Source organism: Paraburkholderia sp. A1RI-2L, assembly GCF_048957375.1.
GTDB lineage: Bacteria > Pseudomonadota > Gammaproteobacteria > Burkholderiales > Burkholderiaceae > Paraburkholderia.
Window position 1 is genome coordinate 969273 of the sequence record NZ_JARBTA010000002.1, and the last position, 25914, is coordinate 995186.

Sequence of the window (25914 nt, forward strand, 5' to 3'; positions counted from 1 at the left end):
GGCAAGGCGGGCGCACGAAGCCCGCCGGTTGCCGTGGACTATTTCTTCATATCGATTGCGCTTTTCGACCCCACCTGCGCGCGCAATTCGTATTTCTGGATCTTGCCCGTTGCGGTGCGCGGCAACTCGCCGAACTTCACGACGCGCGGAACCTTGTAAGCCGCGAGAAAGAGCCTGCAATGCGCGATGATCTCCTCGGTCGTTGCGCTCGCACCTTCCCGCAGTTCGACGAATGCGCACGGCACTTCGCCCCACTTCGCGTCGGGCATCGCCACGACCGCCGCGAGCGCGACCGCGGGATGGCGATACAGCGTGTCTTCCACCTCGATGCTCGAAATATTCTCGCCGCCCGAGATGATGATGTCCTTGCTGCGGTCGGTGATGCGCACATAGCCGTCGGGGGTCATCACGCCGAGATCGCCGGTATGGAACCAGCCGCCGCGAAACGCTTCTTCCGTCGCGCGCTCGTTCTTCAGATAGCCCTTCATGCAGATGTTGCCGCGAAACATGATTTCGCCGAGCGTTTCGCCGTCGTTCGGCACGGGGTCCATCGTTTCGGGATTGCGCACGCTGATGCCGCTTTGCAGGTGATAGCGCACGCCCTGGCGCGCGGCGAGCCGCGCCTGTTCGTCTTCGGGCAGCGCTTTCCAGCTCTCCTGTGTCGCGCACACCGAAGCCGGACCGTAGACTTCGGTGAGCCCGTACACGTGCGTGAGCTCGATGCCGATGGTCTTCATCTTCGCGATCACGGCGGGTGCGGGCGGCGCGCCCGCCACCATCGTGCGCACCGTGTGAGTGATGCCCTCGCGGTATTCGGCGGGGGCGTCGGCGAGCGCACCCTGGACGATGGGCGCGCCGCAATAGTGGGTGACCGCTTCGGAGCGGATCAGCTCGAATACGAGCTTCGCGTCGAACTTGCGCAGGCACACGTTCACGCCCGCGCGCGCCGCCACGGTCCACGCGAAGCACCAGCCGTTGCAATGAAAGAGCGGCAGCGTCCACAGATACACGGCGTGCTTGGGCATATCCCACTCGAGGATATTGCTCACCGCATTCAGATACGCCCCGCGGTGGTGATAGACCACGCCCTTCGGGTCGCCGGTGGTGCCCGAGGTGTAGTTCAGCGCGATGGCGTCCCACTCGTTCGCCGGCAGTTGCCAGGCGAACTCGGGGTCGCCCTGATCGAGAAAGGCCTCGTAGTCGATGCCGCGTGGAAAATGCTCGGGGTCCGCAGGCGCGACATCGGCCACGGTGATGATCTTCAGCGCCGGAAATTCGAGCGCCGCGCGTTGCGCGAGCGTGGCGAACTCGGTATCGACGATAAGCACCTTCGCCTCGCCATGGCGCAGCATGAACAGCATGGTTGCGATATCGAGCCGCGTGTTGAGCGTGTTGAGCACGGCGCCCGCCATCGGTACGCCGAAGTGCGCCTCGACCATGGCGGGGATGTTGGGGAGCAGTACCGCGACGGTGTCGCCGCGCGCGACGCCCGAACGTTCGAGCGCGCTCGCGAGACGCCGCGTGCGCGCGTAAGTGTCGCGCCAGTTGCGGCGCACGTTGCCGTGGACCATGGCGAGACGGTCGCCATAGACCTCGGCGGCGCGCGCAATGAAGTCGATCGGTGTGAGCGGGACGTAATTGGCTTCGCGTTGCGCGAGCCCTTCCTCGTACGGGTGCGACATGGTGCTGTCTCCTGATGCGATCCATACAGGGCCCGGAGCGCGGGCCTGTTTCCGGTTTATCGGCTGGTTTGTCGGTATGATTCGCGCTACCGTAGCAGGACGGTGCGGGGGAGTCTGTCGCCGGCGCGACAGAGCATGCCTTCCCCGCGCCACCGATGACCGACCTCCAGGTAATTCAGGTAAGCGCGATGACGCAGCCCATTATCCCCCCGGACCCCATTCCGCCTAAGGACACCCTTGCCACGTCTGCTGCAGGCCGGAGCGACCCGGTCAGGATCGACCCGGTCAGGATCGACGCGCGCAATGCGGTCCAGCTCGCGGCGCTGTTCGAGCGCTGCGCATGGTTTCGCACGCTCGCGCCCGAGCACCGCGCATGGGTGCTCGACACCTCGCACGCGCAGGCATGGGCCGCGGGCGCGATCGTGGCTGCTCGCGAAGCGCCGTCCGCATACTGGCTGGGCGTGAGCAGCGGGCTCGTGAAGCTTGCGATCTTCAATGCGTCGGGGCGCGGCTGCACCTTCTCGGGCGTGCCGCATGGCGGCTGGTTCGGCGAGGGCAGCGTGATCAAGCGTGAGCCGCGCAAGTACGACGTGATCGCACTGCAGCCCTCGCTCGTGATGGCGGTGACGGCGGACACGTTTCATCGGCTCATGGACAGCAGCCTGCCGTTCAACCGTTTCGTGATTCATCAGTTGAACAACCGCATGGGCGAGTTCATCGCATTGATCCAGAATAGCCGGCTGCTCGACGTCGACGCGCGCGTGGCCCAGGCGCTCGCGCAGATGTTCAACCCCGACCTGTATCCGGAAACCGGCCACGCGCTGGAGATTTCGCAGGAGGAGATCGGCATGCTCGCGGGGGCGTCGCGGCAGCGCGTCAATCAGGCGTTGCAGACGCTCGAGCGAGAGGGGCTCGTCACGCTTTCGTATAACCGCGTGGATGTGGTGGATCTCGGCGCGTTGCGCGCGTTTGGGCGCGACCAGATTTGAGTGGCGGCGAGCGGTAGCCGCACCGCCTGAAGCGACCGGGCGCGGCTTTGCCGGGCTCGGTGACGCGCACCCGGCAAGCGCGCCTGACAAGCGCGCCTGACAAGCGCGACCGCCGACGGCGATCACGCGTCCGGCGGAACGCCCAGCAATTGCAGCGTGCCCTGCATGACGCCCGAGAACACGGGCCCCGCCACCGTGCCGCCGTAGAACGAGCCGCCTGCGGGATCGTCGATCATCACCGCGACGACCACGCGCGGCGCGCTCATCGGCGCCATGCCGACGAACAGCGCGCGATAGCGGTTCTTCGCATAACCCGCGCCGACCTGCTTGCGCGCGGTGCCGGTCTTGCCGCCGATCCGGTAGCCCTCGACATTGGCCGCGCGGCCGGTGCCGCCTTCGCTCGTGGCCATTTCCAGCATCTTGCGCATCGACGCCGCCGTGGCGGGCGTCGTCACGGCGCGCGGCGCGGCGCCCGGCGAGCCAGGCTCGCCGCTCAGCAGCTTCGCGGGGTACATCGTGCCGTCGCCGGCAAACGCGGTGTAGACCTGCGCGATCTGCAGGAGCGAAGTCGAGAGGCCGTAGCCGTAAGCCATGGTCGCCTGCTCGATCGGCCGCCAGCGCGCCCAGGGCCGCACGCGGCCTGCGGCTGCGCCGGGGAACGTCACTTCGGGCCGCATGCCGAGGCCGTAGTCCTGATACTTGCTCCAGATGGTCTGCGCGGGCAGGTTCAGCGCCATCTTCGCGAGCGCGATGTTGCTCGACATCTGGATCGCTTGCGCCACCGTGATGCGGCCATGGTTCGAGGTGTCGTGAATCACGGCCGGACCGATGCGATACGTGCCAGGCGTTGTATCGATGATCGTATTGGCGTTGACCTTGTGCAGATCCATCGAAAGCGCCGCGACGAGCGGCTTGATGGTCGAGCCCGGCTCGAATGTGTCGATCACTGCGCGGTTGCGCAACTGGCGCCCCGTGAGGCGCGCGCGATTGTTGGGATCGAACGACGGCCAGTTGGCGAGCGCGAGAATCTCGCCGTTCTGCGCGTCGAGCACCACGACGCTGCCGGCTTCCGCGTGATGCTTCGCAACGGCCGCCTTCAACTGCGCATAGGCGAGCTGCTGGATGCGGCGGTCGACGGTGAGCTGCACCGTGTCGCCGTTTTTCGGCAGCACGCGCTCGCTCGGCTCCGAAACCACGCGGCCGAGCCGGTCGCGGATCACCTCGCGCTGGCCGGGCGTGCCGCGCAGGCGCGCGTTGGCCGCGAGCTCGACGCCTTCCTGGCCCTGGTCCTCGATGTCGGTGAAACCTACCACGTGCGCCGCCGATTCGCCCTCGGGATAGAAGCGCTTCGAGTCGGCAATCAGCGTGATGCCGCCGGTGGCCATTTCGTCGATATGAGCGGCGGTCTCGGCGTCGACCTGGCGCTTGAGCAGCACGAACGAGCGCTCGTGCGGCAGGCGCCGGCGCAGTTCGGCGAGCGGCATGTCGAGCAGCTTCGCGAGCGGCGCGTAGGCGGCTTCATCAAGCAGCTTGGGATTGGCCCAGATCTCGAAGGTTTCGAGGCTCACGGCGAGCAGCGCGCCGTGGCGGTCGACGATGCGCCCGCGCATGGCGTCGAGCTCGAGCGTGCGCTGATAGCGCTTTTGCCCCTGCTTCACGTAGAAGTCGTGGTTGACGATCTGGACCCAGAGCGCGCGGCCGGCAAGCGCGGCGAAGGCCGCGAACAGCACGAACACGATGAACTTGGAGCGCCACGCGGGCAGCTTCGGCGACAGCATCGGATGGCGGGTCGCCGTGGCGTGCGGGTCGCGCGGCGGTTTCCTGGAGCGGATCATCGGGGCGGGGGCGGGGATTTAGCGATGCATTATTGTAATCTCTGTGTAATTGAAGTGAAATTTTCGCGGCCTTTTGCTGCCGTGAAGCGGTAGGAGGATGAGCGGGCGCAGGGAAATGGGGGATAGGTCGGCGGTGCGGGAGGGGCCTCGGCCATACTCTGGCGTCGGGAATAGCCTGCCTGTTGTTCCCCTGGTGGTCGATACCGTGGATGCACGGTTGAATCGGCTGCAATCGCGACTTGAGAAAAATGGCCCTCGCGCGCGAGCCATGCCGCACTGGATATGCTCGAAAAACTCCTTCAATACTACGAGCAGGAACTCGGCCTGCTGGGCGACCTGCTTGACGATTTTGGCCGCAAGTATCCCAAGGCCGCCGAGCGGTTGAGCATTTCCGGCGGCCACTCTGAAGACGCACACGTGCAAAGCCTCATGCAGGCGTTCTCGCTGCTCGCCGCGCACGCCCGCGTGAAACTGGACGATGGAGCGCCGAAGTTTTCGGAGGCCCTGCTGGACGTGCTGCATCCGCATTACCTGCGTCCCTTTCCCGCGAGCTCGATCGCATGCATCGAGTTGAACGAGCCACCCTCTACACCGCTCGTTATCAAGAGCGGAACGCTGCTCACAAGTCTCGACGACACGTTGCGCTTTCGGACGGTGTACGACATAACGGCTGCGCCTATCAGGATTGCCGACGTGCGCGTGTCGTCCAGTATAGTTGCGCCGGGCCGCGCCGGCCTGCCGCCAGACACCACCCTGATCGTGTCGATCACGTTCGAGCCGACAGGCACGGCGGCGCTTTCCGTCGCCATGCCGGCTGTGATGCGCGTTTATTTGGCGGGGCAGCCACAGACCGTGGCGGCGTTGGCGGACACGATGCTCTTGCGTACGCGCCAGGCCTTTGTCGAAGCGGACAGTGCCGGCCACTGGACGTCGCTTGAACGAATTCCGTTGACGGCAGCCGGCTTTGCGCAAAACGACGCGTTGCTACCCAACGAGAGCCCATCCGGATCATTCGTTCGCCCGCTGCTCGAATACATGGCTTTCCCGCAAAAATTCGATTTCATCGACTTTGATGCCGCCGCGCTGCTAAGGGCTGCTCGGACGCACGAGGCGAAGCGGATCACATTGCATCTCGCCGTCGCGCTGCATCCCGACAGTCGGGCAGCGAGTGCACTTGCCGATCTTTCTCCACACAACTTTCGGCTGTTCTGCACGCCAGTCGTCAACCTGTTCGAGCGGGCCGATGTGAAGGCGCGACGCGGCGGGCTCATTCTCGACTATCCGGTGGTGCCGTCATCGGATCCCGAGATCCAGGAAACTTACGCGATACGCTGCGTTCGTGACGCTGCCGACAAGAGCGTGATTCCACACTACAACGCGCTTTCTCATGCAACAGCCAAGGCGGGCGCGGCAGATCGCTACTGGCTGCGGCGGCACGACGAATATCGGGCTCGCCATCATCCGGGGTACGAAACATCGCTCATCTTGCTGCAGGAAAACGGACAGGCGGCCGAGCAGTGGCCTGAACAAATCGAGATCGATGTGACGTGCACTAATCGCGATTTGCCTGCGAGGATGGAAATTGGTGGCCCACTTGGAGATCTGCGCGATGAAAAGGGATCGGCGGGAAGCCGGATCACGCTGCTGCTGCGGCCCTCACACACATTCCGTCCCGTGAACGAGGAGGACGCGCGCATGCGCATCGTTGCGCTGACGCCGCCGAATCCGACTCAATTGAGCACCGAAGGGTGGAAGGAGATCAGACGATTGCTTCGGCAGTGCGCGCCGCCAGGAGCGCAGGTGCAGCATGTCGATACGGTGTCGTTCGTGCGCAAGAAATGGATTCAGCGAATGTTTCCGGGCAGGCCGAATGCGTCAATCATGTCCGGGTTGGAAATTACCCTGTCGCTTGATGAGCAGGCATTCCAGGGGCACAGCATGGCCGCTTTTATCGGCGTAATGGATCGCTATTTCGCGCGTTACGTGCCGGCGAACAGTTTTACGCAACTCGTGGTGTTATCCAAGACGAACGGCTCGGAGATACGGCGCTGTCCGTTTCGTGCGGGACGTTCGCAGTTGATATGAGGCGGTCAGATCAGGCTTGATATCAGGTGGCAGCCGCAGGTTGCCCGGTGGCCGTGGCGGGCGATCGGAATGCCACCGTCAGTCATTGACGGGTCGCCTTCTTCGATTACGTTTGGTGATACGTCTGGATGTTGGGGGCAGGAGACGCGGTCGCCTTTGCGCGCGACGTGGCGTCCTTCGAAGCGCATGGTTGGCGAGCCGGTTTCTACTTTGCCGCCGTGGGTGGTTTTGTCGTTGATGCGGATTAGGTTGGTCATGAGTAAAATAAATTACACAACGCTCGTCGGAAACCATTCAGAGAGTGCGTGGCTATTTACACGCGGACAAATCTTCGCACTTAATCCATTTTAAAATGATGCCATGTCTTTTTGATGGATATCTCACGAAATACCAAAAACCGTTCGAGCTGTTGAATTCGATAAGCTGAACATTATCCCCCCTGACCAAGTACATTTTCGTCTTGGCTGAATCAAGATGATCTGTGTATAACCATGCTTTTTCGGTGATTATGGACGTTGTAACTGGTAGTCGTAGCGAATAGATTTTTTGATTGGTAACCAGAAATTTTTCTGTCAGATGGCCGCCCTTGTAAACCGAGCGCGTTATCTGATCACACCCAACACAGCTATCGCTCAAGGCAAGTTGATAGGTGCCATTTTTCAACTCGTAGATATCTTCATACTGTTTTGCGTCGAGCTTGTATGAGCTAATCAAATTATTCTCGAAAATTTTATAATTGCATATATCTCTATGTGAAAAATTGAGAGGAGAAAATTTAAAAGTTTTTTCGTCAAATGAGAAAAATTTTGAACATTCGTTGATGCCGCCACTTGTCGCTACAATCTCCCGATTGCCATCATTGTAGAGATCTGCTATGGATATGTGCTCATAGCCATTATCGATGACCTTTTTTAATTCACCAGTCGGAACGATGCGTTTGCAATTAAAATTTTCGCTGCAAAGCTGGATTTCCCCTGCGGCGTCGACCGAGAGTGGGCTATTCTTGGCTTCTGCGATAGAAGTCGCGATCGCCATTATGGCGACTGTATAAGCTATGCTTTGGCTTAGCAGTAGTTTGATTTCATGAGCTTTCACTTCAACCCCCATTCTTTTTTGATTTTATCAAAAAGCACTTGACGCTCGTTTAATCCGTTGCTTCCACCATTTACGGCTAAAGTAATCAGGGTGACATTATTTTTCTCATGCTCGATAAGAACATTAATGTCGCCCTTGGCGCTGTATTTTTTCTCGATCCCTCCTTTTCGACGCCAGAACCAGCAAGACGCATCAATTGCGTTTTCCATGTCCAAAGCTATCAGGTCAGGGTTAGAAACAAAATCTACTCCTCTATGCTCTGAGTACGCCTTATATGTGTTTTTCCATGTCAATTGAATTAGTCCCTTTCCTTTGTACTTTGGTCCATCGCCCATGACTGTATTGCCATTTTTAATGGCATCCCTGTGCATTCCCGGATTGTAGCCTTCCCCAGAGGCAAACTCTATTGTTGTTTCGAATCTTGCGGATTCGTGAAAACATTGTGCAAGAAAGTGAGCCCTTTGATAGCATTCGACGATACCGTATGATTTCATTTTTTCATTGAGTAGTGAAACAAATTCATATTTATCAAATTTGTAGATATTCGGATATTTTTCTGAAAAATGAAACACAAAGGATGGCGAGCCTCCTTTTCCTGTAAACCAGTCTCCAGATTTTTCCAGAACTTTTTCCAAGAGGTCGACCGTAATTGCACAGCAATCGGAGGTTATAAAATTCCCCACCACCCCCACCGGATGAAAATGCCACGGCGCTGGCTCCTTCGGAAATCCATCGATGGAAGCCACCTGCTCCCACCACTGCAGCTTGCCGATCCGCTCTATCTCGGACTGCCACAGCCACAGCAGATTCTTCATCAGCGGCGACATCTCTTCCCACTTGCCCATCCCGCCGCCCCATTCGGTTTCCGAGCGCACCACCAGATGCGTGATCGCCTCGGCCATCCACGGGGTTTCCCGCGCCTGCTGCAACTCGTACGCCGTCACCTTGCCGTCGTGGTTCGTATCAATCGCCTTCTCCAGCCTGACGATCAGATCGCCAGCATTCACCTTCAGCGCGCTCGGCTCGAACGCCGTCTTGTCCTCGTCGGCCAGATACTGGTCCGTGACATGGAGGTGCCGTTTGAACAGGTCGACCGGTCTGAAGCTGATGTTGTCGACGAGTTCGAACCCCGGCCAGTCCCACGGGCCACACAGGCGCGCGAGCGGATGATGTGCCTCGCACACCCAGCCTTGCAGGGTTGAGCCATCCTTCGTCCCGATCGTGATGTTCCACCAGTGCAGCCCCTTGTCGTCGACGGCGACATTACCTGCGCCCAGCCGGTCCAGATCGGCGCGCCGGAACACGTCGCGGAAGTCCGCGCCCGGGCCTGTCGCATTGGCGGCGTTCAGCGGGAAGTTCGACCATCCCTTTACGACACCGGTTGCCGTTGTGTTCGCGAGTTGGGCTTCCACCCACACCGGGGAACCGGCGTTCGTCAGCGTCGGGGTTGGGCGCTGGCCCCGGTGTCCTCCACGGGCGGGCAACGTCACCGTTTTCGGCTGGACCCTGACCCAGCGCGAACCCTCCGCCTTGCCCACTGGCACGAGCTTCAGGCCACCTGCGCTCTGGGGCAGCGTCCGGTCCGGCTCGGGGATCTCCATGACGAACCGCGCACCGGGCGAAATCTCCAGAAACGTCTTCGCCGCCGGCAACGCTTTTGCGCGTGCGCGGCTCTTTTCGATGAACGCCGGCAATTCCGGGCCCGCGAATACTTCGAGATGCAGCAGCGGCCGGGTCGGCTTCGGGGGCAGCAGCTTCGCTTCCGTGTAGCGCACGTAGTGGCCCATCTGGCCCACCACGTCGCCGGCCTTCACGGGATAGGGCTGTTTCAGTACCACCACCGTATCGAGTGGCTTCGGATCGAGAACCGCATCGAGTTCCTTCGCATACACCCAGCTCCACCGTGCATGCTCCGATACCCGCTGGCCGGCAATCGGGGCGACCGGCTCGCCGCTTCTGAGCGCCTTGATCTTTCGCCAGCCGGGATGTCTCGGGTCCGATTCGGACAGCAGGAGTTCAGCGCCACGGGGCAGGATGCCGATGATTCTGCCGTTCGCCAGATCGCGAATGTGGATGCCCTTCACGGGCACGGGGGGCGGCGTGTTGTCCACGGGTTGTGCCACGGGCGGCTGGGGTGGAACGACGAAATCCGCATCGATGAATTCGCCAAGCAGGTCCCGGTTCGCGATGTCCACCGGCACGGGCTGCGGCGGCTTGTGTTTCGGCAGCGTTTGCATGTCGTTCGACCTGTCGCCCACGCGGTAGTAGCGCTCGCCTTCCCAGAACGGCATCGGCTCCAGGTGCGGTGTGGCCGGATCGGGTTGTTTCTTCGCAGCCTGATAGCTGTTCCAGTCCATCAGGTGCATGTACAGGCTGAAGAGCGTCAGCGTTTCGTCCGGCGCGGGCTTGCCCGTAACACCAGGCGCCGGCGGCAACGGCAGCCGGTGACGGATCAGCACGAAGCCCGTGGAGTAGAGCGCCTTGCGATTGTCCCGCCAGATCTGTTCGGGATACTTACTGTCTAGCCGGTAGGCCACGATCTCGCCGTCGGCGATGGCGCGCACGCCTTCATCCTGATTGAGCATCGCGGCGGTGTTGCGGTCGAAGTGCACGCCGCCGTGCCATATCCCGCTGACGCCAAGCGGATAGAAACCGTCCTCGGCCTTCGCCAGCGCCTTCATGTACGTCATGGGGTCGGTGGCGCCACCATTGCCGGACGGCGTGAATGGAAAGGCCCAGTTCAGCGGGGTATAGGCGGATGCTGGCGATGCAGCTGGTCGGGCAGGAAGGGCGGGCGTGTTCATGGATTCCCGGATCAGTGGTTGTTTCGGGTGTGCGTACCGGCAGCAAGGGGAATGTCTTGTGTCTTATCCCGAGTACAGCGAGCCATGCGCGCCATCCACCGAAACCGACGTCGACTGCAGCGGATTGCGAATCGTGGCGCTCGCGCCGTCTGGTTTGTTCCAGGTTCCGCACTTCTCAAGAATCTCTCCGGTTGTTACGTTCTCGATCAATCCCGCTCTGATGCGAATGTACGAACCACCTGCGCCCAGCCAGACTTCCTTTGCGGCGGTGATGACCACCCGCCCGTTCGAACTCTCGATCGTCACGTCTTCCAGGCCCGCCATATCCACCGGGCCGCTTTGCGCTTGAATACTGATCGGCCCCTTCGCCGCGATCATCTTGATGCCCAGGTTCTGTGCGAACAGGCTGATTTTGTCCATGACGCTCGCCAGCAGCGATTTTCCTGTGGCGACATTGACGTTGTTGCCGGCAACGATGTTCGCGTGCCGGCTCGCGGCCATATGCGCCGACTGCTGCGTGGACACCGCAATGCCTTCCGGGCTCGAAAGCAGCATCACCGGCTTCGCAAAACCATTCGCGTTGCCCGTGCCGCCGCCCGCCGTGCGTCCGCCGTTTACGGTTGTGCCCGCAACCCTGTGCTGAGTCGCATCGGTAAATGCCCTGAGCGCATCGTGGCCGTCTTGCAGGCTCTCGGCATGGTTGGCGTCGCTCGCCTTCGAGACGGTTTCGAACACCGCCTCCGCGCTCGCAAGCTGTTCCGTTGCCGCCGTCACGTTCATGGGCTCTGCGCTGGCGGGCTGCGTCGAGACATATAGCCCCTGTTCCGCACGCACGGCACCACCGGCGCTCGACTTCAGGTCGAAGCCACGACCGAGAAACGCACCGCGCGTGTTGTCGGTCTGCTCGATGAGGTAACCCAGGTGGAGGTGGGAGCTGTAGCTGGTCGTGTATAGATGGATGCGATTCTGGCCGCTGGCGTCGTCCATCACCATCTGGTTGTAGCCATCTCCGCCGTATTCGCGGGAGCGGAAACCGGAGAGCAGGCCGTGTGTGTTCCACACCGGCATGGTTTCCCCGCCGTGCAGCCGCGAGATGATCACGGGCATGTCGCAATCCCCGTTCACGAAGCCGACAAGCACCTGATCTCCCTTGCGTAGCGGAAAGTAGCCGCCACGCTTTGCGCCCGCGTCCGGCATCGCGGCGCGAATCCACGCCGATGCTCGGTTGTTGCGATCCTTGCGGCTGTAAGTCATCCACACTTTTACGCGGTTGCCGTCGTCGGTGGATATTTCTTCGTTGTCCGCCGTGGCGACGATGCCGGTCTGGAGGTGCATTTCCGGCTTGCGGTGGTCGAACGGGCTGCGGAACGGCGCGCGGCGGCGCTGCGCCTCGATTTCGACCTGAATGAAGCCTACGCTGCCGTCCGGGTGACGCACGCTCGCGCCGCCCTTTGCATTCTTCGCCTGTTCGACCTCGGCGCGCAGGCTCTTCGGAAAGCGCGCGAGCGTGTCCATGCCCGGAACGTTATTCTGGAGCAGCCAGTCACTGGCGATGATCGCCAGTTCCCGATCGTGTTCGGGCAGTTTGTCGAAGTCCGGATGGCCAGTCAGCGTGAACCAGTAACCGGGCAACGCATAGCGCGGACTGCCGACGCCGAAATAGCGTTTCGCGCGCGACGCCCATTCTTCGATGCGGATGTGCGCCTGCTGCTCGCCCAGGTCGCGTTCCCCCCAGCTTTGCGACCCTGTGTAGAGATAGTCTTCTCCTTGTCCCGGCAGCTCGTCCGTGTCCAGTGCGGATGCGCTGACCTGCTTGCTCAGGTCCGCCCGCTTGTAGTCGGCCGTGGCTGTCGTGAGCGTGGCGCATTGCGCTTCCTGCTGCTCGCTCAGTTGAGTCAATCCGTCGAACTCCTCATCGGTGCCGGCGCGACTGAATTTCATCGTCTGTTGCGGCAAGGGCGGGGCGAAGTACAGGTCGTCCGAGAGGGTCACTTTGTGCGACTTGCCGTCCTTCGCGAAGTCGAAGCGTGCAAACACTCCGGCTTCTTCCATGCCGCGGTGAACGAAATTCCAGTCGGTTTCCCACTGCACGCGGTTCGAATACGAGCGCATGGGCGTGCGCAGGTCGAATGAGTAATTTCCGCGCGCCTGGGGGTGCTTATGGAACACGTCAGACAGCACTTGCTGGCCAGAGACTTCCTGCCAGTCGCGCCGGTCGCTGGCGAGCTTGAGGAAACTCAGCCACGAGGAAAATTGCAGCTGGAAGTACGTGATGCCGCCATCGCTGCCAATTCTGCGGGCACGCTGGACATAGCCATGGATTGGCAGATAGCTGCCATTGGTCTGCCGGATCCAGAGCGTGACGGGCCGAAGCATCAGCGCACTGAGTTCGATCTTGGTGTTGTGGGCCGAAGCCGCGTCGACGATCACCTCGAAATTGCGTCCGAGCCGGGCATTGATCTTGACGTACAGGGGTACGAGCCAGTCTTCGCCGAGTGGCGTGTCGAGTCTGGCGAGACGGCCACGTTGCGCGTATCCGGTGCGCAACACCTTGTCCAGCGCCTGGGCAGTCATGGGTTACCTCGTCTGTCCGTGGTACGCGCATTTGGCCGTCGCAAGCCCGCGACGGCTGGAATGGCGGGTTCTATTTCAGGGGAAGACGAGAAGTTAACCGGGAAGCCTGTTCCCGGAATTGACGTGGCGCAGTAAATACGTACTGCAGAAGCTTTGATCCGGTCTTGCAAAGCCCATCGAAGGCCATGCTGCCGGCGCTGGTTGGATCCTCACGCGCGCTCGTGCAGTCCCTCCGCCGGCAATCTGAAACTCGTAATCGATTCGCGCAGCCCCGTCACCTGATCCTTGAGCGAATGCGCCGCCGCCGCGGCCTGCTCGACCAGCGCCGCATTCTGCTGCGTCACCTGATCCATTTCACCCACGGCGCGGTTCACCTGCTCGATGCCCGCGCTCTGCTCGCGCGACGCGTGGCTGATCTCCTCGAGGATTTCGTGCACGCGCCGTACCGACTGCACGATCTCGTTCATCGTCGAGCCCGCGCTGGTCACGAGGTGCTGCCCTTCGGCCACCGTGCCCGTCGATTTTTCGATCAGCGCCTTGATCTCCTTGGCTGCCGCCGCCGAACGCTGCGCGAGGCTGCGCACCTCCGCCGCGACCACCGCGAAGCCTCGACCCTGTTCGCCCGCGCGCGCGGCTTCCACCGCCGCATTCAACGCCAGGATGTTGGTTTGAAAAGCAATCCCGTCGATCACGCCGATGATGTCGCCAATCTGCCGCGAGCTCGTGGTGATGTCGCCCATCGTGCGCACCACGTCGCCGACGACGGCGTTGCCGCGCGTGGCGACTTCGGCCGCCTGGCTCGCGAGCGTGGCGGCGTGCTGCGCGCTGTCCGCGTTCTGGCGCACGTTGGTGGTCATCTGGTCCATGCTCGATGCGGTTTGCACGAGCGCCGCGGCCTGCTCCTCGGTGCGCTGCGAGAGATCGGTGTTGCCGGCGGCAATTTCGTTGGCGCCCACGTTGATGTTTTCCGCGCCGCTGCGCACGCGCGAAACGGTTTGCACGAGCGCGCCCTGCATGGTTGCGAGCGCACGCATCAGGCTTTTCGCGTTGGCGCCCTGAACCTGAATGTGCGAGGTGAGATCGCCATGAGCGATGCGGTTGGCCGTCTCGACGGCGATTTCGAGTTCGCCGCCGATGCTGCTGCGAACGCTGCGCACCACCAACACCATCACGACCGTGGCGGCCGCGCCGAGCACGAAGGTCGCGAGCAGCCAGCGCACGAGGTTCGTGTAGAACGCGGTGCGCACGTCGTCCATGTACATGCCGGTGACGATCACCCAGTCCCACGGCGCGAAGCGGTAGGCGTAGCTTAGCTTCGGCACGGGCTCGGTCTGGCCGGGCTTGGACCACAGATAATCGACGAAGCCGCCGCCAGGTTGACTCGCGGTCTGTGAAAGCTCGACGAAAAGGTGCTTGCCCGAGGGGTCGCTGAAGTCGGTGAGCTTCTTGCCGTTGAGCTCGGGCTTGATGGGATGCATCAGCATCACCGACTGGGAGTTGTTGATGCTCAGATAGCCGTCCGTCCCGTAGCGGACGGCAGCGAGCGCGGCCAGCGCCTGCTTTTGCGCATCGGCTTCAGTGAGGGCGTGCTGCTGCGACAGCGTGTAGTAGTGCTTGGCGATGCTGGTGGCTTCCTGCACGAGCGTGACGAGCTGTGCGCGCCGTTCGCGGATCATGCCGTCGCGGCTTTGCCACGCGCCGAAGGCAACGATGAGGAGCAAGCCGATCCAGAGGATCGCGATCATCGAGCGGAGTTTCTGGTTGAGGGTCATCTTCTGATTGGTCGGTCCAGGGCTGCGTTGGGGCGGCGATTGCTGCAAAGGGAGGGCCTCGCCAGCCTGTGATAACGGCGCGCGCACGCGAGCGCACGAGTCAGGATGAACCCTGTGTGCGGCGGCCGTTGGCGCAAAAATGCGCGGAAAGCGCCCTTTAAAACCACAAATTTCACTGGAATTACATGATTTGCCACTTTCTGCTGTGATTGAAAGCGGATACGAATCATTTCCGTTATAGTCGCGGCTTTGGCCCCATGCCGCCGCCATGGTCCATCGGCGGCGCGATGCATGTTTCGCGGTCCCAAAACCGATTTCCCAACGATGCGACGCGCGCGGCGCAGCCACGGCTGCCGACGCGGCGTCGTCCCATGGAGCGACACGATGAACGCACGCGAACCCGCCATGTTTTCCGCTGCGGTTCCCGCATCGCGCAGCGCGCGGCTGCGCCAGATGCTGGTGAGCAACGAACTCGAATTCCTGATGGAAGCGCACAACGGCTTGTCCGCGCGGATTGCGCGCGAGGCGGGTTTCAAGGCGATCTGGGGCTCGGGCTTGTCGATCTCCGCGCAGTTCGGCGTGCGCGACAACAATGAAGCGAGCTGGACCCAGGTGGTCGACAACCTCGAATTCATGGCCGATGCGAGCGATCTGCCGATCCTGCTCGACGGCGACACCGGTTACGGCAATTTCAACAACGTGCGCCGTCTCGTGCGCAAGCTCGAGCAACGCGGAATTGCGGGCGTGTGCATCGAGGACAAGCAGTTTCCGAAGACCAACAGCTTCATCAAGGGCGAAGCGCAGCCGCTTGCCGACATGGACGAGTTCTGCGGCAAGATCAAGGCCGGCAAGGATTCGCAGCACGACGAACACTTCTCGATCGTTGCGCGCGTGGAAGCGCTGATCGCGGGCTGGGGCATGGACGAGGCGCTCAAGCGCGCCGAGGCCTATCGCCTCGCGGGCGCGGGTGCGATTCTCATCCACAGCAAGCTCTCGAAGCCCGACGAGATTCTCACGTTCGCGCGCGAGTGGGCGGGGCGGGGTCCGCTCGTGATCGTGCCCACCAAGTACTACAGCACGCCCACCGATGTGTTTCGCAAGGCCGGCATCAGCGTCGTGATCTGGGCAAACCATCTGGTGCGCGCTTCGGCTTCGGCAATGCAGTCCGTCGCGAAGACGATTCACGAGACGCAGACGCTCATCGATGTGGAAGACCGCATCGCGCCCGTCAACGAAATCTTCCGTCTTCAGGACGCCGATGAATATTCGGAAGCGGAAAACCGCTACCTGAGCGCATCGCGTACGGCGGGCTCGGCGATCGTGCTGGCGGCGAGCCGCGGCTCGGGCCTCGATGCCTTCACCGAAGACAAGCCCAAGGTCATGCTGCCCGTGGCGGGCAAGCCGCTGTTGCGCTGGCTCGTCGACGCGTTCAAGAAGCAGTCGGTCAACGACATCACGGTGGTGGGCGGCTATCGTGCCGATGCCATCGACACGGCAGGCGTCAAGCTCGTGCGCAACGAGCGCTATGGCGAGACCAACGAGCTCGCCTCGCTCGCGTGCGCCATCGACACGCTCAAGAACGACACGGTGATCTCGTATGGCGATCTGTTGTTCCGCAGCTATATCCTGCGCGATCTGGTGGAAAGCGAAGCGGACTTCAGCGTGGTGGTCGATTCGTCGCCGGCGTCGGAAAGCAGCAGCACGCGCGACTTTGCGTGGTGTTCGTCGGGCGACGATCGTGGCCTCTTCGGCAACAAGGTGCTGCTCGCGCGCATCGCGAGCGAGCCGGCCGCGAAGGGTGAGGAGGGCGAGGCGCCGCACGGACGCTGGATCGGCCTCATGAGCGTGCGCGGCGCGGGCCGCGAGAAGCTCGCGAACAAGCTCGCGCAACTGCAAACGCGCGCCGACTTCGACACGCTCGACATGCCCGCGCTCCTCAATGCGCTGATCGCGGATGGCGAGCAGGTCGAAGTGCAATACGTGCGCGGTCACTGGCGCGGCGTGAACGATCTCGAAGATTTCCGCCGCGCGGGGGATTTCGCGCAGGGCGTCCTTACGCAGGGTGGGGTCATGCCGGGCGCTGCTATGCAGACGCAGACGCGGGCTCAGTCGAAGGCGGAGGGCCAGGCATGATCGAAGCGGCGCAGTTTGTGGAAGCGGCGCGCTCGCGCGGCTTCGAATGGTACGCGGGCGTGCCGTGCTCGTTCCTCACGCCGTTCATCAATTACGTGCTGCAGGACGAGTCGCTTCATTACGTGTCGGCGGCAAACGAGGGCGATGCCGTCGCGCTGATTGCGGGCGTGGCGCTCGCCGGCAAGCGCGGAATCTCGATGATGCAGAACTCCGGGCTAGGCAACGCCGTGAGCCCGCTGACTTCGCTCACGTGGACCTTTCGCCTGCCGCAACTGCTGATCGTGACATGGCGCGGCCAGCCTGGCGTGGCCGACGAGCCGCAGCATGCGCTGATGGGTCCCGTCACGCCGCAGATGCTCGACACGATGGAGATTCCGTGGGAGCTGTTCCCGACGCAAGCGGAAGCCATCGGCCCGGCGCTCGATCGCGCCCTCAGGCATATGGACGAAACGGGCCGCCCCTATGCGCTCGTGATGCAAAAGGGCAGCGTTGCGCCGTTCGAACTCGAGGGTGGCGGCGCGATGCCCGAGAAGCATGCGCTGCCCGTCGCCCAGTCGAAATGGACGGATCGGACTCCTGATCAATTGCCCACGCGCCAGCAGGTGCTCGAACGCGTGATTGCGGCTACGCCCACGCAATCGTCGGTGGTGCTGGCGTCGACGGGTTTCTGCGGACGCGAGCTCTACGCGCTAGACGACCGCGCCAACCAGCTCTATATGGTGGGCTCGATGGGCTGCGTCACGCCGTTCGCGCTCGGGCTCGCGCTTGCGCGTCCGGACCTGAACGTGGTGGCGCTCGATGGCGACGGCGCGGCGCTCATGCGCATGGGCGCTTTCGCGACGCTGGGCGCTTACGGCCCGTCGAACCTCACGCATGTGCTGCTCGACAACGGCGTGCACGATTCGACCGGCGGCCAGGCGACGGTTTCGCCGCAAGTGTCGTTCGCGGGTGTGGCGGCGGCATGCGGTTACGCCGAGGCGGTGGAAAGCGACGACCTCGCGGCGCTTGACGCCGTGCTCGCTGGCGCGAACGATGCGGCGGGCGACTCGGGACTGAACGGCACCCGCTTCGTACGCCTGACTATCCGCCGCGGCACGCCCGATGGGCTGCCGCGTCCGACCATCACGCCGCCCGAGGTGAAGGCGCGTCTCATGCGCCACATCGGCGCGCCCGCTCATGCAGCGGAACATACCGTTGAACGATAAGGAATTGCCGATGCTGTTGCTCAATCCCGGTCCCGTCACGCTTACCGAGCGCGTGCGCCGTAGTCTGCTGCAGGAAGACCTCTGCCATCGCGAAAGCGAATTCTTCGACGTTCAGGAAGACGCGCGCACGCGCCTCCTGGGCGTCTACGAGCTGGACCTCGCGCAGTGGCAGGCGGTGCTCATGACCGGCTCCGGCACGGCCGCGGTCGAGAGCATGATTGCATCGCTCGTGCCCGCCAACGGCAAGCTGCTGATCGTCGAGAACGGCGTGTACGGCGAGCGCGTCACGCAGATCGCCACGCAGTACCACATCGCACACGAAGTGGTGAAGCACGAGTGGATGCAGGCGCCCGATCTCGCGCGCGTTTGCGCGGCGCTCGACGCCGACCGTGCGATCACGGATGTCGCGATCATCCATCACGAGACCACCACGGGCCGGCTGAACGATCTGCGTGCGCTGGGCGAGGCGTGCCGCGCGCGCGGCGTGCAGATGCTCGTGGATGGCGTGAGCAGCTTCGGCGCCGAAGCCATCGATTTCGCCGACACGAGTATTGCCGCTGTGGCCGCGACCGCGAACAAGTGCCTGCACGGCGTGCCGGGCGCGGCCTTCGTCGTGGTGCGCCGCGCGGCGCTCGCGAATGCATCGAGCCGCACGTACTATCTCGACCTCAAGCGCCTCGCCACGCTCCAGGATCAGCGCAATACGCCGTTCACGCCTTCGGTGCATGCGTATTACGCGCTCGTCGAAGCGCTGCGCGAACTCGCCGATGAAGGCGGCTGGCAAGCGCGTCACGCGCGTTATGCAGCGCTTTCGGAGCAGGTGCGCGCGGGTCTTGCGGCGCGCGGGATGGCGAGCGTGTTGCCGAAGGACGAGTCCTCGGTGGTGTTGCGAGCGTTCCGTCTGCCGGCTGGCATCGACTATCCGACGCTGCACGACGCGCTCAAGGCGCGCGGCTTCGTGATTTATGCGGGGCAGGGCGGTTTGTCGAAGGAACTGTTCCGCATCTCGACGATGGGCGATATTCATGCCGCCGACGTCGAGCGTCTGCTGGCGGCATTCGACGCAGTCGCGAAGTAGCCGTCGCGATTCGGACGGGCGCCTTACCCCGTCACGCGTTCTCCCGCGCGCAGCGCCGTGGTTTCCTTCGCGGGCTTGCTTGCGCTCTTGCGGCGCGCCCGCGCCTTCTTCAGCCAGATCAGCACGCCCGTCACGCTGAGCATCGCGACGGCCACGCCCATGCAGCTCATGGCGATGCGCCCCGGCAATCCGGCGATGCGGCCCGAGTGCAGCGGAAACTGCGCCTGGATGAAGAGGTCGCCGGCGCTGCCGCGTCCGGGTATTTGCCGGGCGATCACCTCGCCGGTGCGAGCGTTCATGACGAGCCAGGGGTTGCCGAGGCCGGCGTCGCCGTGATCGTTGCCCGCCACAAAGTAGCCCACGCCATACGCGCCGAGCGCGGGCATCGCGAACAGGCCGCCCGGCGGCGCGGCAATGCCTTCGCGGCGGCCCAGCGCGGGCGCCATGGCGGCGATGCGCGCGCGCGCCGAAGTGGTTTCTTCGGGCGTGAGCGCGGGACCGGGCGCGGCGGTGCGGAACGGGTCCGGCGCGAGCGTCGAGAACATCGACACCACGGGGCGCACGACCTGCGTGCCCAGATTCATCGATATCGATGTGAGCGCAACCATTATTAGCAGGCCCCAGAGCCAGACGCCTCCCGAGCGGTGCAGGTCGAAGGTGAGCGCGTAGCCGCCGCGCTTCACGCGAAAGGCGAGCGATTTGCGCCAACTCTTGAGGTTCGGAAAGGCGAGCACGATGGCGACGAAGCCGTCCAGCAGCCAGGCCATGCCGACGACGCCCATCGTCCAGACGCCGAAGTCGATGCCCATCCTGGTCGGCAGGAACAGCGTGTAGTGCAGCTGATAGAGGAACGGGATCAGATTCAGGCGCGCAAGCGAGGGCGCACCCCACATGCGGCGGCCTTGCTCGGCGCCGGTGACCGGGTCCAGCGCGACCTGGTTGTAGCCGAGCGCGAAGGGCGCGCCGGTCTTCGGGTCGATGCGCGGTTCCACGCGCACGACGAACGTGTGGCCGGGCTCGACCGAGAGCGGCATGTAGCTGATCTGCGCGCGCGGATCGGCGGCTTCCACGCGCTGGGCGAGCGTGAGCGCGGGCAGCGGCGCGCCGGGCGTATCGGCGTGGTAAAAAGACCGATTGAGCGCCGCATCGAGCTCGTGGTCCCAGGCGATCACGGCGCCCGTGAGGCCGGCGAGAAACAGGAACGCCGCCGTGCCGAGGCCGAGCCAGCGGTGCAGGCGGATCAGCAGGGCTCTCATGCGGGCGCGCCGGGAAGGGCGCGAGCGCGGTGATCGTAGCGAGTGCGGCGGTCCGCGCGGGCGGGCGCAGTCTGGAAAGCGGTCACGATGGTTGGGATGAATCCGGCTGAGTGAAATGTTGATTGCAAATGCGAATCGTTCGCATTCTATAAATAGACGCGCGCGAACGCAAGCTTCGCGAAAGCAGGAAGACGCGGAGGCAGGCGGGAAATTCGGCTGGCGGCGAGTGCCGCGCGGCCGGCGCTTGGTGGCGCTTCGCTACACGGGATCCTTGCTCGGCGGAGCGTCCGGACGTTGCGGCTCCTCGCCGTGATGTCCGGGCGGCGGTGGCGTGAGCGGATCGCGCTCGGGGTCACGCGTGGGATCGGCGAGCGGGTCGGGCAGCGGGTTGGTGTGCGAGCAGATCATCGCGGGTACCTCGTGAGCAGGCGTGGCCAATCGGGCGCGATGTGTGGATGGTCCTTATAGCCTAGGCGATCGGCGCGCCTCGTGCGGGATTTCGCATGCGCGCGCGAGGCGCTGGAAACGCGCCGGAGACGGCAAGCGCCTAGAGCCCATCCAGATCGGCGGGGGTATCGACGTCGCGCAGGATGCCGGGGTCGTTCACGTCGATGCGCGTGAGCGCGGGCGAGTTCAGCAGCGCGCGCGCGCCGGTGTCGCCGTCGAGCGCGAGCAAGGCCGCGCGATGCGCGAGCCCGAATCCGACCGGATGACCGCGCTGCCCGTGATAGACCGGCGCGACCAGCGGCTTGCCCGCATCGAGCTCGCGCGCGACGGCCTCGATGGTCGCGGGCGCGATGCGCGGCATGTCCGCGAGCGCCACGATCCAGCTTTCTCCTTCGGTGTCGGCCTTGATCGCCGCGGCGAGGCTCGCGCCCATGCCTCTCGCGGCGGCGGCGGCGAACACCACGTCGCAGCCGGCGTCGTTCAAGACGTGCGCGAGCGCTTCCGCGCCGGGACGCACCACGGCGATCACCCTGGGCGTGACCGTCAAGAGCCGGTGCGCGGCCTCATGAGCCACGCTGACGCCGCTGCGCAACGGCGCGAGAAGCTTGTTGCGCAAACCGTCTGGATCGAAGCGAGATCCGGTGCCGGCGGCGAGCAAAACGCCAGTGGCGAGCGATGCATAGGCCATGGGGGGAGCCGCGCGAGAGGGGGAGGCGTTGATTGTGCGGTGCAACCGCGCGTGAGGCAAGCCCAGGGAAGACGCGCGGCGCACCGCGTGTTCCGTTCATTCCGTGGTCACGCGCGCCTGTCATTAAATCGTCACGCGCGGGTTACGCGAATGCGTGACGCAGCAGCATCATCTTGTCGAGCGTGATCGGCAGATCCCGCACGCGCACGCCCGTTGCGTGATAGACCGCGTTGGCGATCGCGGCGGGCACCCCGGTGATGCCGATTTCGCCGATGCCGCGCACGCCGAGCGGATTGAAGCGCAAGTCCGGCGCGCCCACGAACAGCACATCCAGATCGCCGATATCGGCGTTCACGGGCACGTGATAGTCGGCGAGGTTGCCGTTGGCGAAGCGGCCCGTGCGCGCGTCCAGCATGGCGTCTTCGTGCAGCGCCGTGCCCACGCCCCAGACCATGCCGCCCATCAGCTGGCTGCGCGCCGTTTTTTCGTTGAGCACCTGCCCCACGTCGTAAGCGCCGACGATGCGCGCCACGCGCAGCGTGCCGAGCTCGGCGTCCACGTGCACCTCGGCGAAGACCGCGCCGAACGAGTGGAACGCGTATTGCTGCCGCTCCGCGCCCGGCTTCTCCGCGGCTTGTGCCTCGATCGGCTCGCCGCCCGCGCGCGCGATGACGGCGGCGGCCGGGTCGCGGCGCGCCGGGTCGCGGGTCGCCAGAACCCAGCCGTCGGCGACCGCGACGTCCCCGGGAGCCACGCCATGGACTGGCGAAGCGGGGTCGGCAATCGCGAGCGCGATCAGTTTGTCGCGCGCGGCGCGTGCCGCCGCCTGCACGGCGGGCGAGACGCTCGCCGCCGATTGCGAGCCGCCCGAGACCGGCGCGCGAGGCAGCGTCGAATCGCCGAGCGCGAAGCGGATACGCTCTGGAGGAAAGCCGAGCGCATCGGCGGCCACCTGGGTCATCACGGTATACGTGCCGGTGCCGATGTCCTGCGTGCCGGAGGCGACCATCGCGGTGCCATCGGGCAGGATGCGCGCGATGGCCGCCGCTTCGCTGCGGTTGGCCGGATAGGTCGCGCCCGCCATGCCCAGGCCGATCAGCGTGTTGCCCTCGCGCATCGCGCGCGGCGCGTTTACGCGGCGCGACCAGCCGAAGCGCTGCGCGCCCGCCGTATAGCATTCGCGCAGCGCCTTCGACGACCATGGCCGGCCTTCTTGCGGCTCCGCTTCCGCGTAGTTTTTCAGGCGCAGCGCGATGGGGTCCATCTTCAGGCGCCACGCCAGTTCGTCCATCGCGGATTCGAGCGCGAACGAGCCGGTGGTCTCGCCGGGCGCGCGCATGAAGGTGGGCGTGCCGACGTTCAGCGGCACGACGCGGTGGCTCGTGCTCAGGTTCGGGCATGCATACATCATGCGCGTGACGAGACCCGACATCTCGGCCCAGTCCTCGAACGCCGAGGTGTGCGAGAGCGTGTCGTGGCGCACGCCGGTGAGCGTGCCGTCCGCGCGCGCGGCAATCGAGAGATGCTGCTCCGTTTGCGGCCGCGAGCCCACCAGCCCGAACATCTGCGGTCTGGTGAGGGCGAGGCGCACGGGACGGCCGGTTTGCTTCGCGGCCATCGCGCACAGGCTCACGTGAGACCATGAGGATCCCTTACAACCGAAGCCGCCGCCGATGAACGGCGAGATCACGCGGATATGCTCCGCCGGGATGCCGAATACCGCGGCCACGGCGGCGCGATCGTTCGTCACGCCCTGGGTGGCGTCGTAGAGCGTGAGTTCGGGACCGTCCCAGCGCGCCATGGTCGCGTGCGGCTCCATCGGGTTGTGGAACTGCGTGGGCGTGGTGTAGACCGCGTCGACGCGCAGCGCGCCTTGGTGCAGGCCCGCTTCCACGTTGCCGCGCTGCGAATCCATCGGGCGTCCGGGCATGGCGGGCGGCGTGTGCGCCTGCGCTTTGGCGCGCGCGAAGTCGAGCGTCGCCGGCGTGGCAGCGTAGGTCACGCTCACGTGCTGCGCGGCGTCGGCGGCGTGCTCGAGCGTATCCGCGACCACGACCGCGACGGGCTCGTTGCTGTAGCGCACGACGTTGTCCTGGAGCAGCGTGAGGCGCCGCACCGCGGGCGGCGAAACGGGCGGGCGCCCCGCGTTCGGCAGGCGCATCGCGTTCTGCGAGGTCATCACGAGCAGCACGCCCGGCATGGCCTGTGCACGGCCCGTGTCGATCGATGCGATCGTGCCGCTCGCCACGGTGCTTGTCACGAGCACCGCATGCGCGAGACGCGCCTCGGGAAAATCCGCCGCATAGTTCGCGCCGCCTGTGACTTTGAGCATGCCGTCGATGCGGTCGACCGGCTGTCCGATCAGCTTGTCCATGCGTGTTCTCCCGTGACGCTCGCGCTGCTTGCGCCAGTCGCTGGACTGCACGCGGCCAGCATGGCGGCGCGCACCATGGCGCGCTGCGCGAGCTCGACCTTGAACGCGTTGCCGGAGAGCGGCTGTGCTTGCGCGAGTTCCGCGGCGGCGGCGCTGCGCAACGTGGCCGCGTCGAGCGTGTGCCCGGCGAGATGCTGCTCGGCGCGGCTGGCGCGCCACGGCTTGTGCGCGACGCCGCCTAGCGCGATGCGCGCGGCGCGCACGCGCTGGCCATCGAGCTGCAAGGCCACCGCGACGGAGACGAGCGCGAACGCGTAGCTCGCGCGGTCGCGCAGCTTCAGGTAGTGCGTGTGATCGCTGAACGCGGAGGGCGGCAGGTCCACCGACGTGATCAGCTCGCCGGGCGCGAGCGTCGTGTCCTGATCGGGGCGCTCGGCGGGCAGCCGGTGAAACTGCGCGATCGGAATCGCGCGTGCGCCGCGCGGTCCGCGTACTTGCACGGTGGCCTCGAGCGCCGCGAGCGCCACACTCATGTCGGATGGATTCACGGCCACGCATTGCGCGCTCGCGCCGAGAATCGCGTGCATGCGATTGAAGCCCTCGCGCGCGGCGCAGCCGCTGCCGGGCGCGCGCTTGTTGCACTGCGCGAACGCGGTGTCGTAGAAGTACGCGCAACGCGTGCGCTGCATGAGATTGCCGCCCACGGTGGCCATATTGCGCAGTTGCGGCGACGCGCCCGCGAGCAAGGCCTGCGTGAGCAGCGGGTAGCGCGTGCGCACGAGCGCGTGGTTCGCCGCGTCGCTATTGCGCACGAGCGCGCCGATGCGCAGGCCGCCATCGGGCAAGGTCTCGATGTGCCCGAGTGCGGCAAGGCGCGTGATGTCGATGAGCTTGAGCGGATGCGCGACGCCGCCTTTCATGAGATCGAGCAGATTCGTGCCGCCGCCGATAAAGGCTGCGCCCGGCTGCTGCGCGGCGGCAATGGCGGCGTCGATGTCGTCGGCGCGCTGCAAGGAGAACGCGTCCATTGCGGTGCTCCTTTCTTTCAGGTGCTGGCCGCGTGCGCGTCGCGCACCGCGGCCACGATGTTGGCGTAGGCGCCGCAGCGGCAAAGGTTGCCGCTCATGCGCTCGCGAATCTCGGCGTCGCTCAGTTGCGTGGGAGGCGTGCGCACATCGGCGGTCACGGCGCTGGCCGCGCCGGCTGCGAATTCCATGAGGCAGGCGGTGGCCGAGCACACTTGGCCGGGCGTGCAGTAGCCGCATTGCAGCGCGTCGCGTTCGATGAAGGCGCGTTGCACGGCGCTGGGTGCATCCGCGCCCGCGAGGCCCTCGACGGTGGTGATGCGCTGGCCCTCGTGCATCGCGGCGAGCGTGAGGCAACTGTTGATGCGGCGGCCTTCCACGAGCACCGTCCAAGCGCCGCACTGGCCGCGGTCGCAGCCTTTCTTCGTGCCGCTCAGGCCGGCGTAATCGCGCAGCGCGTCGAGCAGCGTCACGCGCGGCTCGATATGAAGCACATATTCGCGACCGTTGATGTCGAGCTTGACCGGTTGCGCGGTGGCGGGCGAGGGCGGTGGCCTGGCGGTATCGGCGGGGGACGGCGTGTGCTGCGACGGCGCGTCTTGCGCATGCAGATGAGGCACACTGCCCAGCGCGGCGGCAGCGGCGGCCGATTGCAGGAAGCGGCGGCGGGTGACGTCGGCGGGAGGAGGGGCGTTGGACATGGCGTTCGACAGACTCCATAACGAAGACGGAACGTAAGGCGCGCAATGAAGCACAAGCGCATGGCCGGATTTGCCATGCGCGGAGCTTCGCGGCGCGGCTGTCCGAATGCAGCAAATTCGATGCCGCGTTCAGTCGGGCGTGCTCTCCTTGCGCCCCTTATGAGAACCGCA

Annotated in this window: 18 protein-coding genes; 5 read left to right on the plus strand and 13 right to left on the minus strand. The window is 64.5% G+C overall.

Annotated elements, in window-relative coordinates:
• Positions 1-38: 38 nt before the first annotated feature.
• The gene (locus tag PWP93_RS19210; RefSeq protein ID WP_421045539.1) at positions 39-1682 is read right to left on the minus strand and encodes an acyl-CoA synthetase; all 1644 of its coding nucleotides are present in this window, start codon (positions 1680-1682) and stop codon (positions 39-41) included.
• 188 nt (positions 1683-1870) lie between these two features.
• On the opposite strand from PWP93_RS19210, the gene PWP93_RS19215 reads away from it, so the two are divergent.
• Positions 1871-2671 carry a Crp/Fnr family transcriptional regulator gene (locus PWP93_RS19215; RefSeq protein ID WP_421045540.1) on the plus strand — a complete coding sequence of 267 codons (801 nt, stop codon included), beginning with the start codon at positions 1871-1873 and terminating at the stop codon, positions 2669-2671.
• Between the two features lie 122 nt (positions 2672-2793).
• Here the strand turns inward: PWP93_RS19215 and PWP93_RS19220 are convergent, their stop codons facing one another.
• A complete protein-coding gene (locus PWP93_RS19220; RefSeq protein WP_421045541.1) occupies positions 2794-4506 on the minus strand; it encodes a peptidoglycan D,D-transpeptidase FtsI family protein in 1713 nt (570 codons plus the stop codon).
• 282 nt (positions 4507-4788) lie between these two features.
• Here PWP93_RS19220 and tssF point away from each other — a divergent pair, with 282 nt between their 5' ends.
• On the plus strand, positions 4789-6591 hold the full coding sequence (tssF, locus tag PWP93_RS19225) for a type VI secretion system baseplate subunit TssF (RefSeq protein WP_421045542.1): 1803 nt from the start codon (positions 4789-4791) through the stop codon (positions 6589-6591).
• 5 nt (positions 6592-6596) lie between these two features.
• On the opposite strand, the gene PWP93_RS19230 is transcribed toward tssF, so the two are convergent.
• The 5 genes from PWP93_RS19230 to PWP93_RS19250 all read right to left on the minus strand — a co-directional run bounded on the left by PWP93_RS19230 (position 6597) and on the right by PWP93_RS19250 (position 14836).
• Positions 6597-6848 carry a PAAR domain-containing protein gene (locus PWP93_RS19230; RefSeq protein WP_421045543.1) on the minus strand — a complete coding sequence of 84 codons (252 nt, stop codon included), beginning with the start codon at positions 6846-6848 and terminating at the stop codon, positions 6597-6599.
• Between the two features lie 52 nt (positions 6849-6900).
• The gene (locus PWP93_RS19235; protein WP_421045544.1) at positions 6901-7686 is read right to left on the minus strand and encodes a hypothetical protein; all 786 of its coding nucleotides are present in this window, start codon (positions 7684-7686) and stop codon (positions 6901-6903) included.
• Positions 7683-10490, minus strand: coding sequence for a glycoside hydrolase family 19 protein (locus tag PWP93_RS19240; RefSeq protein WP_421045545.1), 2808 nt, complete (start codon positions 10488-10490; stop codon positions 7683-7685). The genes PWP93_RS19235 and PWP93_RS19240 overlap by 4 nt, the downstream gene beginning before the upstream one ends.
• 63 nt (positions 10491-10553) lie before the next feature.
• The gene (locus PWP93_RS19245) at positions 10554-13064 is read right to left on the minus strand and encodes a type VI secretion system Vgr family protein (RefSeq protein WP_421045546.1); all 2511 of its coding nucleotides are present in this window, start codon (positions 13062-13064) and stop codon (positions 10554-10556) included.
• 209 nt (positions 13065-13273) lie between these two features.
• The gene (locus PWP93_RS19250) at positions 13274-14836 is read right to left on the minus strand and encodes a methyl-accepting chemotaxis protein (protein WP_421045547.1); all 1563 of its coding nucleotides are present in this window, start codon (positions 14834-14836) and stop codon (positions 13274-13276) included.
• Positions 14837-15220: 384 nt separating this feature from the next.
• Between PWP93_RS19250 and aepX the strand changes: the two genes are divergently transcribed.
• Genes aepX through PWP93_RS19265 form a run of 3 tightly spaced genes read left to right on the plus strand, consistent with a single transcriptional unit; the run spans position 15221 to position 19252 of the window.
• Positions 15221-16969 (plus strand): phosphoenolpyruvate mutase, encoded by a 1749-nt coding sequence (aepX, locus tag PWP93_RS19255; RefSeq protein WP_421045548.1) that lies wholly within the window; start codon positions 15221-15223, stop codon positions 16967-16969.
• Positions 16966-18174 carry a phosphonopyruvate decarboxylase gene (gene aepY, locus PWP93_RS19260; protein ID WP_421045549.1) on the plus strand — a complete coding sequence of 403 codons (1209 nt, stop codon included), beginning with the start codon at positions 16966-16968 and terminating at the stop codon, positions 18172-18174. Before aepX ends, aepY begins: the two co-directional genes overlap by 4 nt.
• 10 nt (positions 18175-18184) lie before the next feature.
• Positions 18185-19252, plus strand: a complete 1068-nt coding sequence (locus PWP93_RS19265) for a 2-aminoethylphosphonate aminotransferase (protein WP_421046119.1) — start codon at positions 18185-18187, stop codon at positions 19250-19252.
• A gap of 23 nt (positions 19253-19275) precedes the next feature.
• On the opposite strand, the gene PWP93_RS19270 is transcribed toward PWP93_RS19265, so the two are convergent.
• The 6 genes from PWP93_RS19270 to PWP93_RS19295 form a co-directional block, all read right to left on the minus strand.
• A complete protein-coding gene (locus PWP93_RS19270; protein WP_421045550.1) occupies positions 19276-20508 on the minus strand; it encodes a PepSY-associated TM helix domain-containing protein in 1233 nt (410 codons plus the stop codon).
• 258 nt (positions 20509-20766) lie between these two features.
• Complete coding sequence (locus PWP93_RS19275) at positions 20767-20916, minus strand: hypothetical protein (RefSeq protein ID WP_421026437.1); 150 nt, start codon at positions 20914-20916, stop codon at positions 20767-20769.
• Positions 20917-21055: 139 nt separating this feature from the next.
• Entirely contained in the window at positions 21056-21643 is a 588-nt protein-coding gene (locus tag PWP93_RS19280; RefSeq protein WP_421045551.1) for a nucleotidyltransferase family protein, read from the minus strand.
• Positions 21644-21785: 142 nt separating this feature from the next.
• Positions 21786-24017, minus strand: coding sequence for a xanthine dehydrogenase family protein molybdopterin-binding subunit (locus PWP93_RS19285; RefSeq protein ID WP_421045552.1), 2232 nt, complete (start codon positions 24015-24017; stop codon positions 21786-21788).
• On the minus strand, positions 24005-25045 hold the full coding sequence (locus PWP93_RS19290; RefSeq protein ID WP_421045553.1) for an FAD binding domain-containing protein: 1041 nt from the start codon (positions 25043-25045) through the stop codon (positions 24005-24007). The genes PWP93_RS19285 and PWP93_RS19290 overlap by 13 nt, the downstream gene beginning before the upstream one ends.
• 17 nt (positions 25046-25062) lie before the next feature.
• The gene (locus PWP93_RS19295; RefSeq protein ID WP_421045554.1) at positions 25063-25743 is read right to left on the minus strand and encodes a (2Fe-2S)-binding protein; all 681 of its coding nucleotides are present in this window, start codon (positions 25741-25743) and stop codon (positions 25063-25065) included.
• Positions 25744-25914 lie beyond the last annotated feature (171 nt).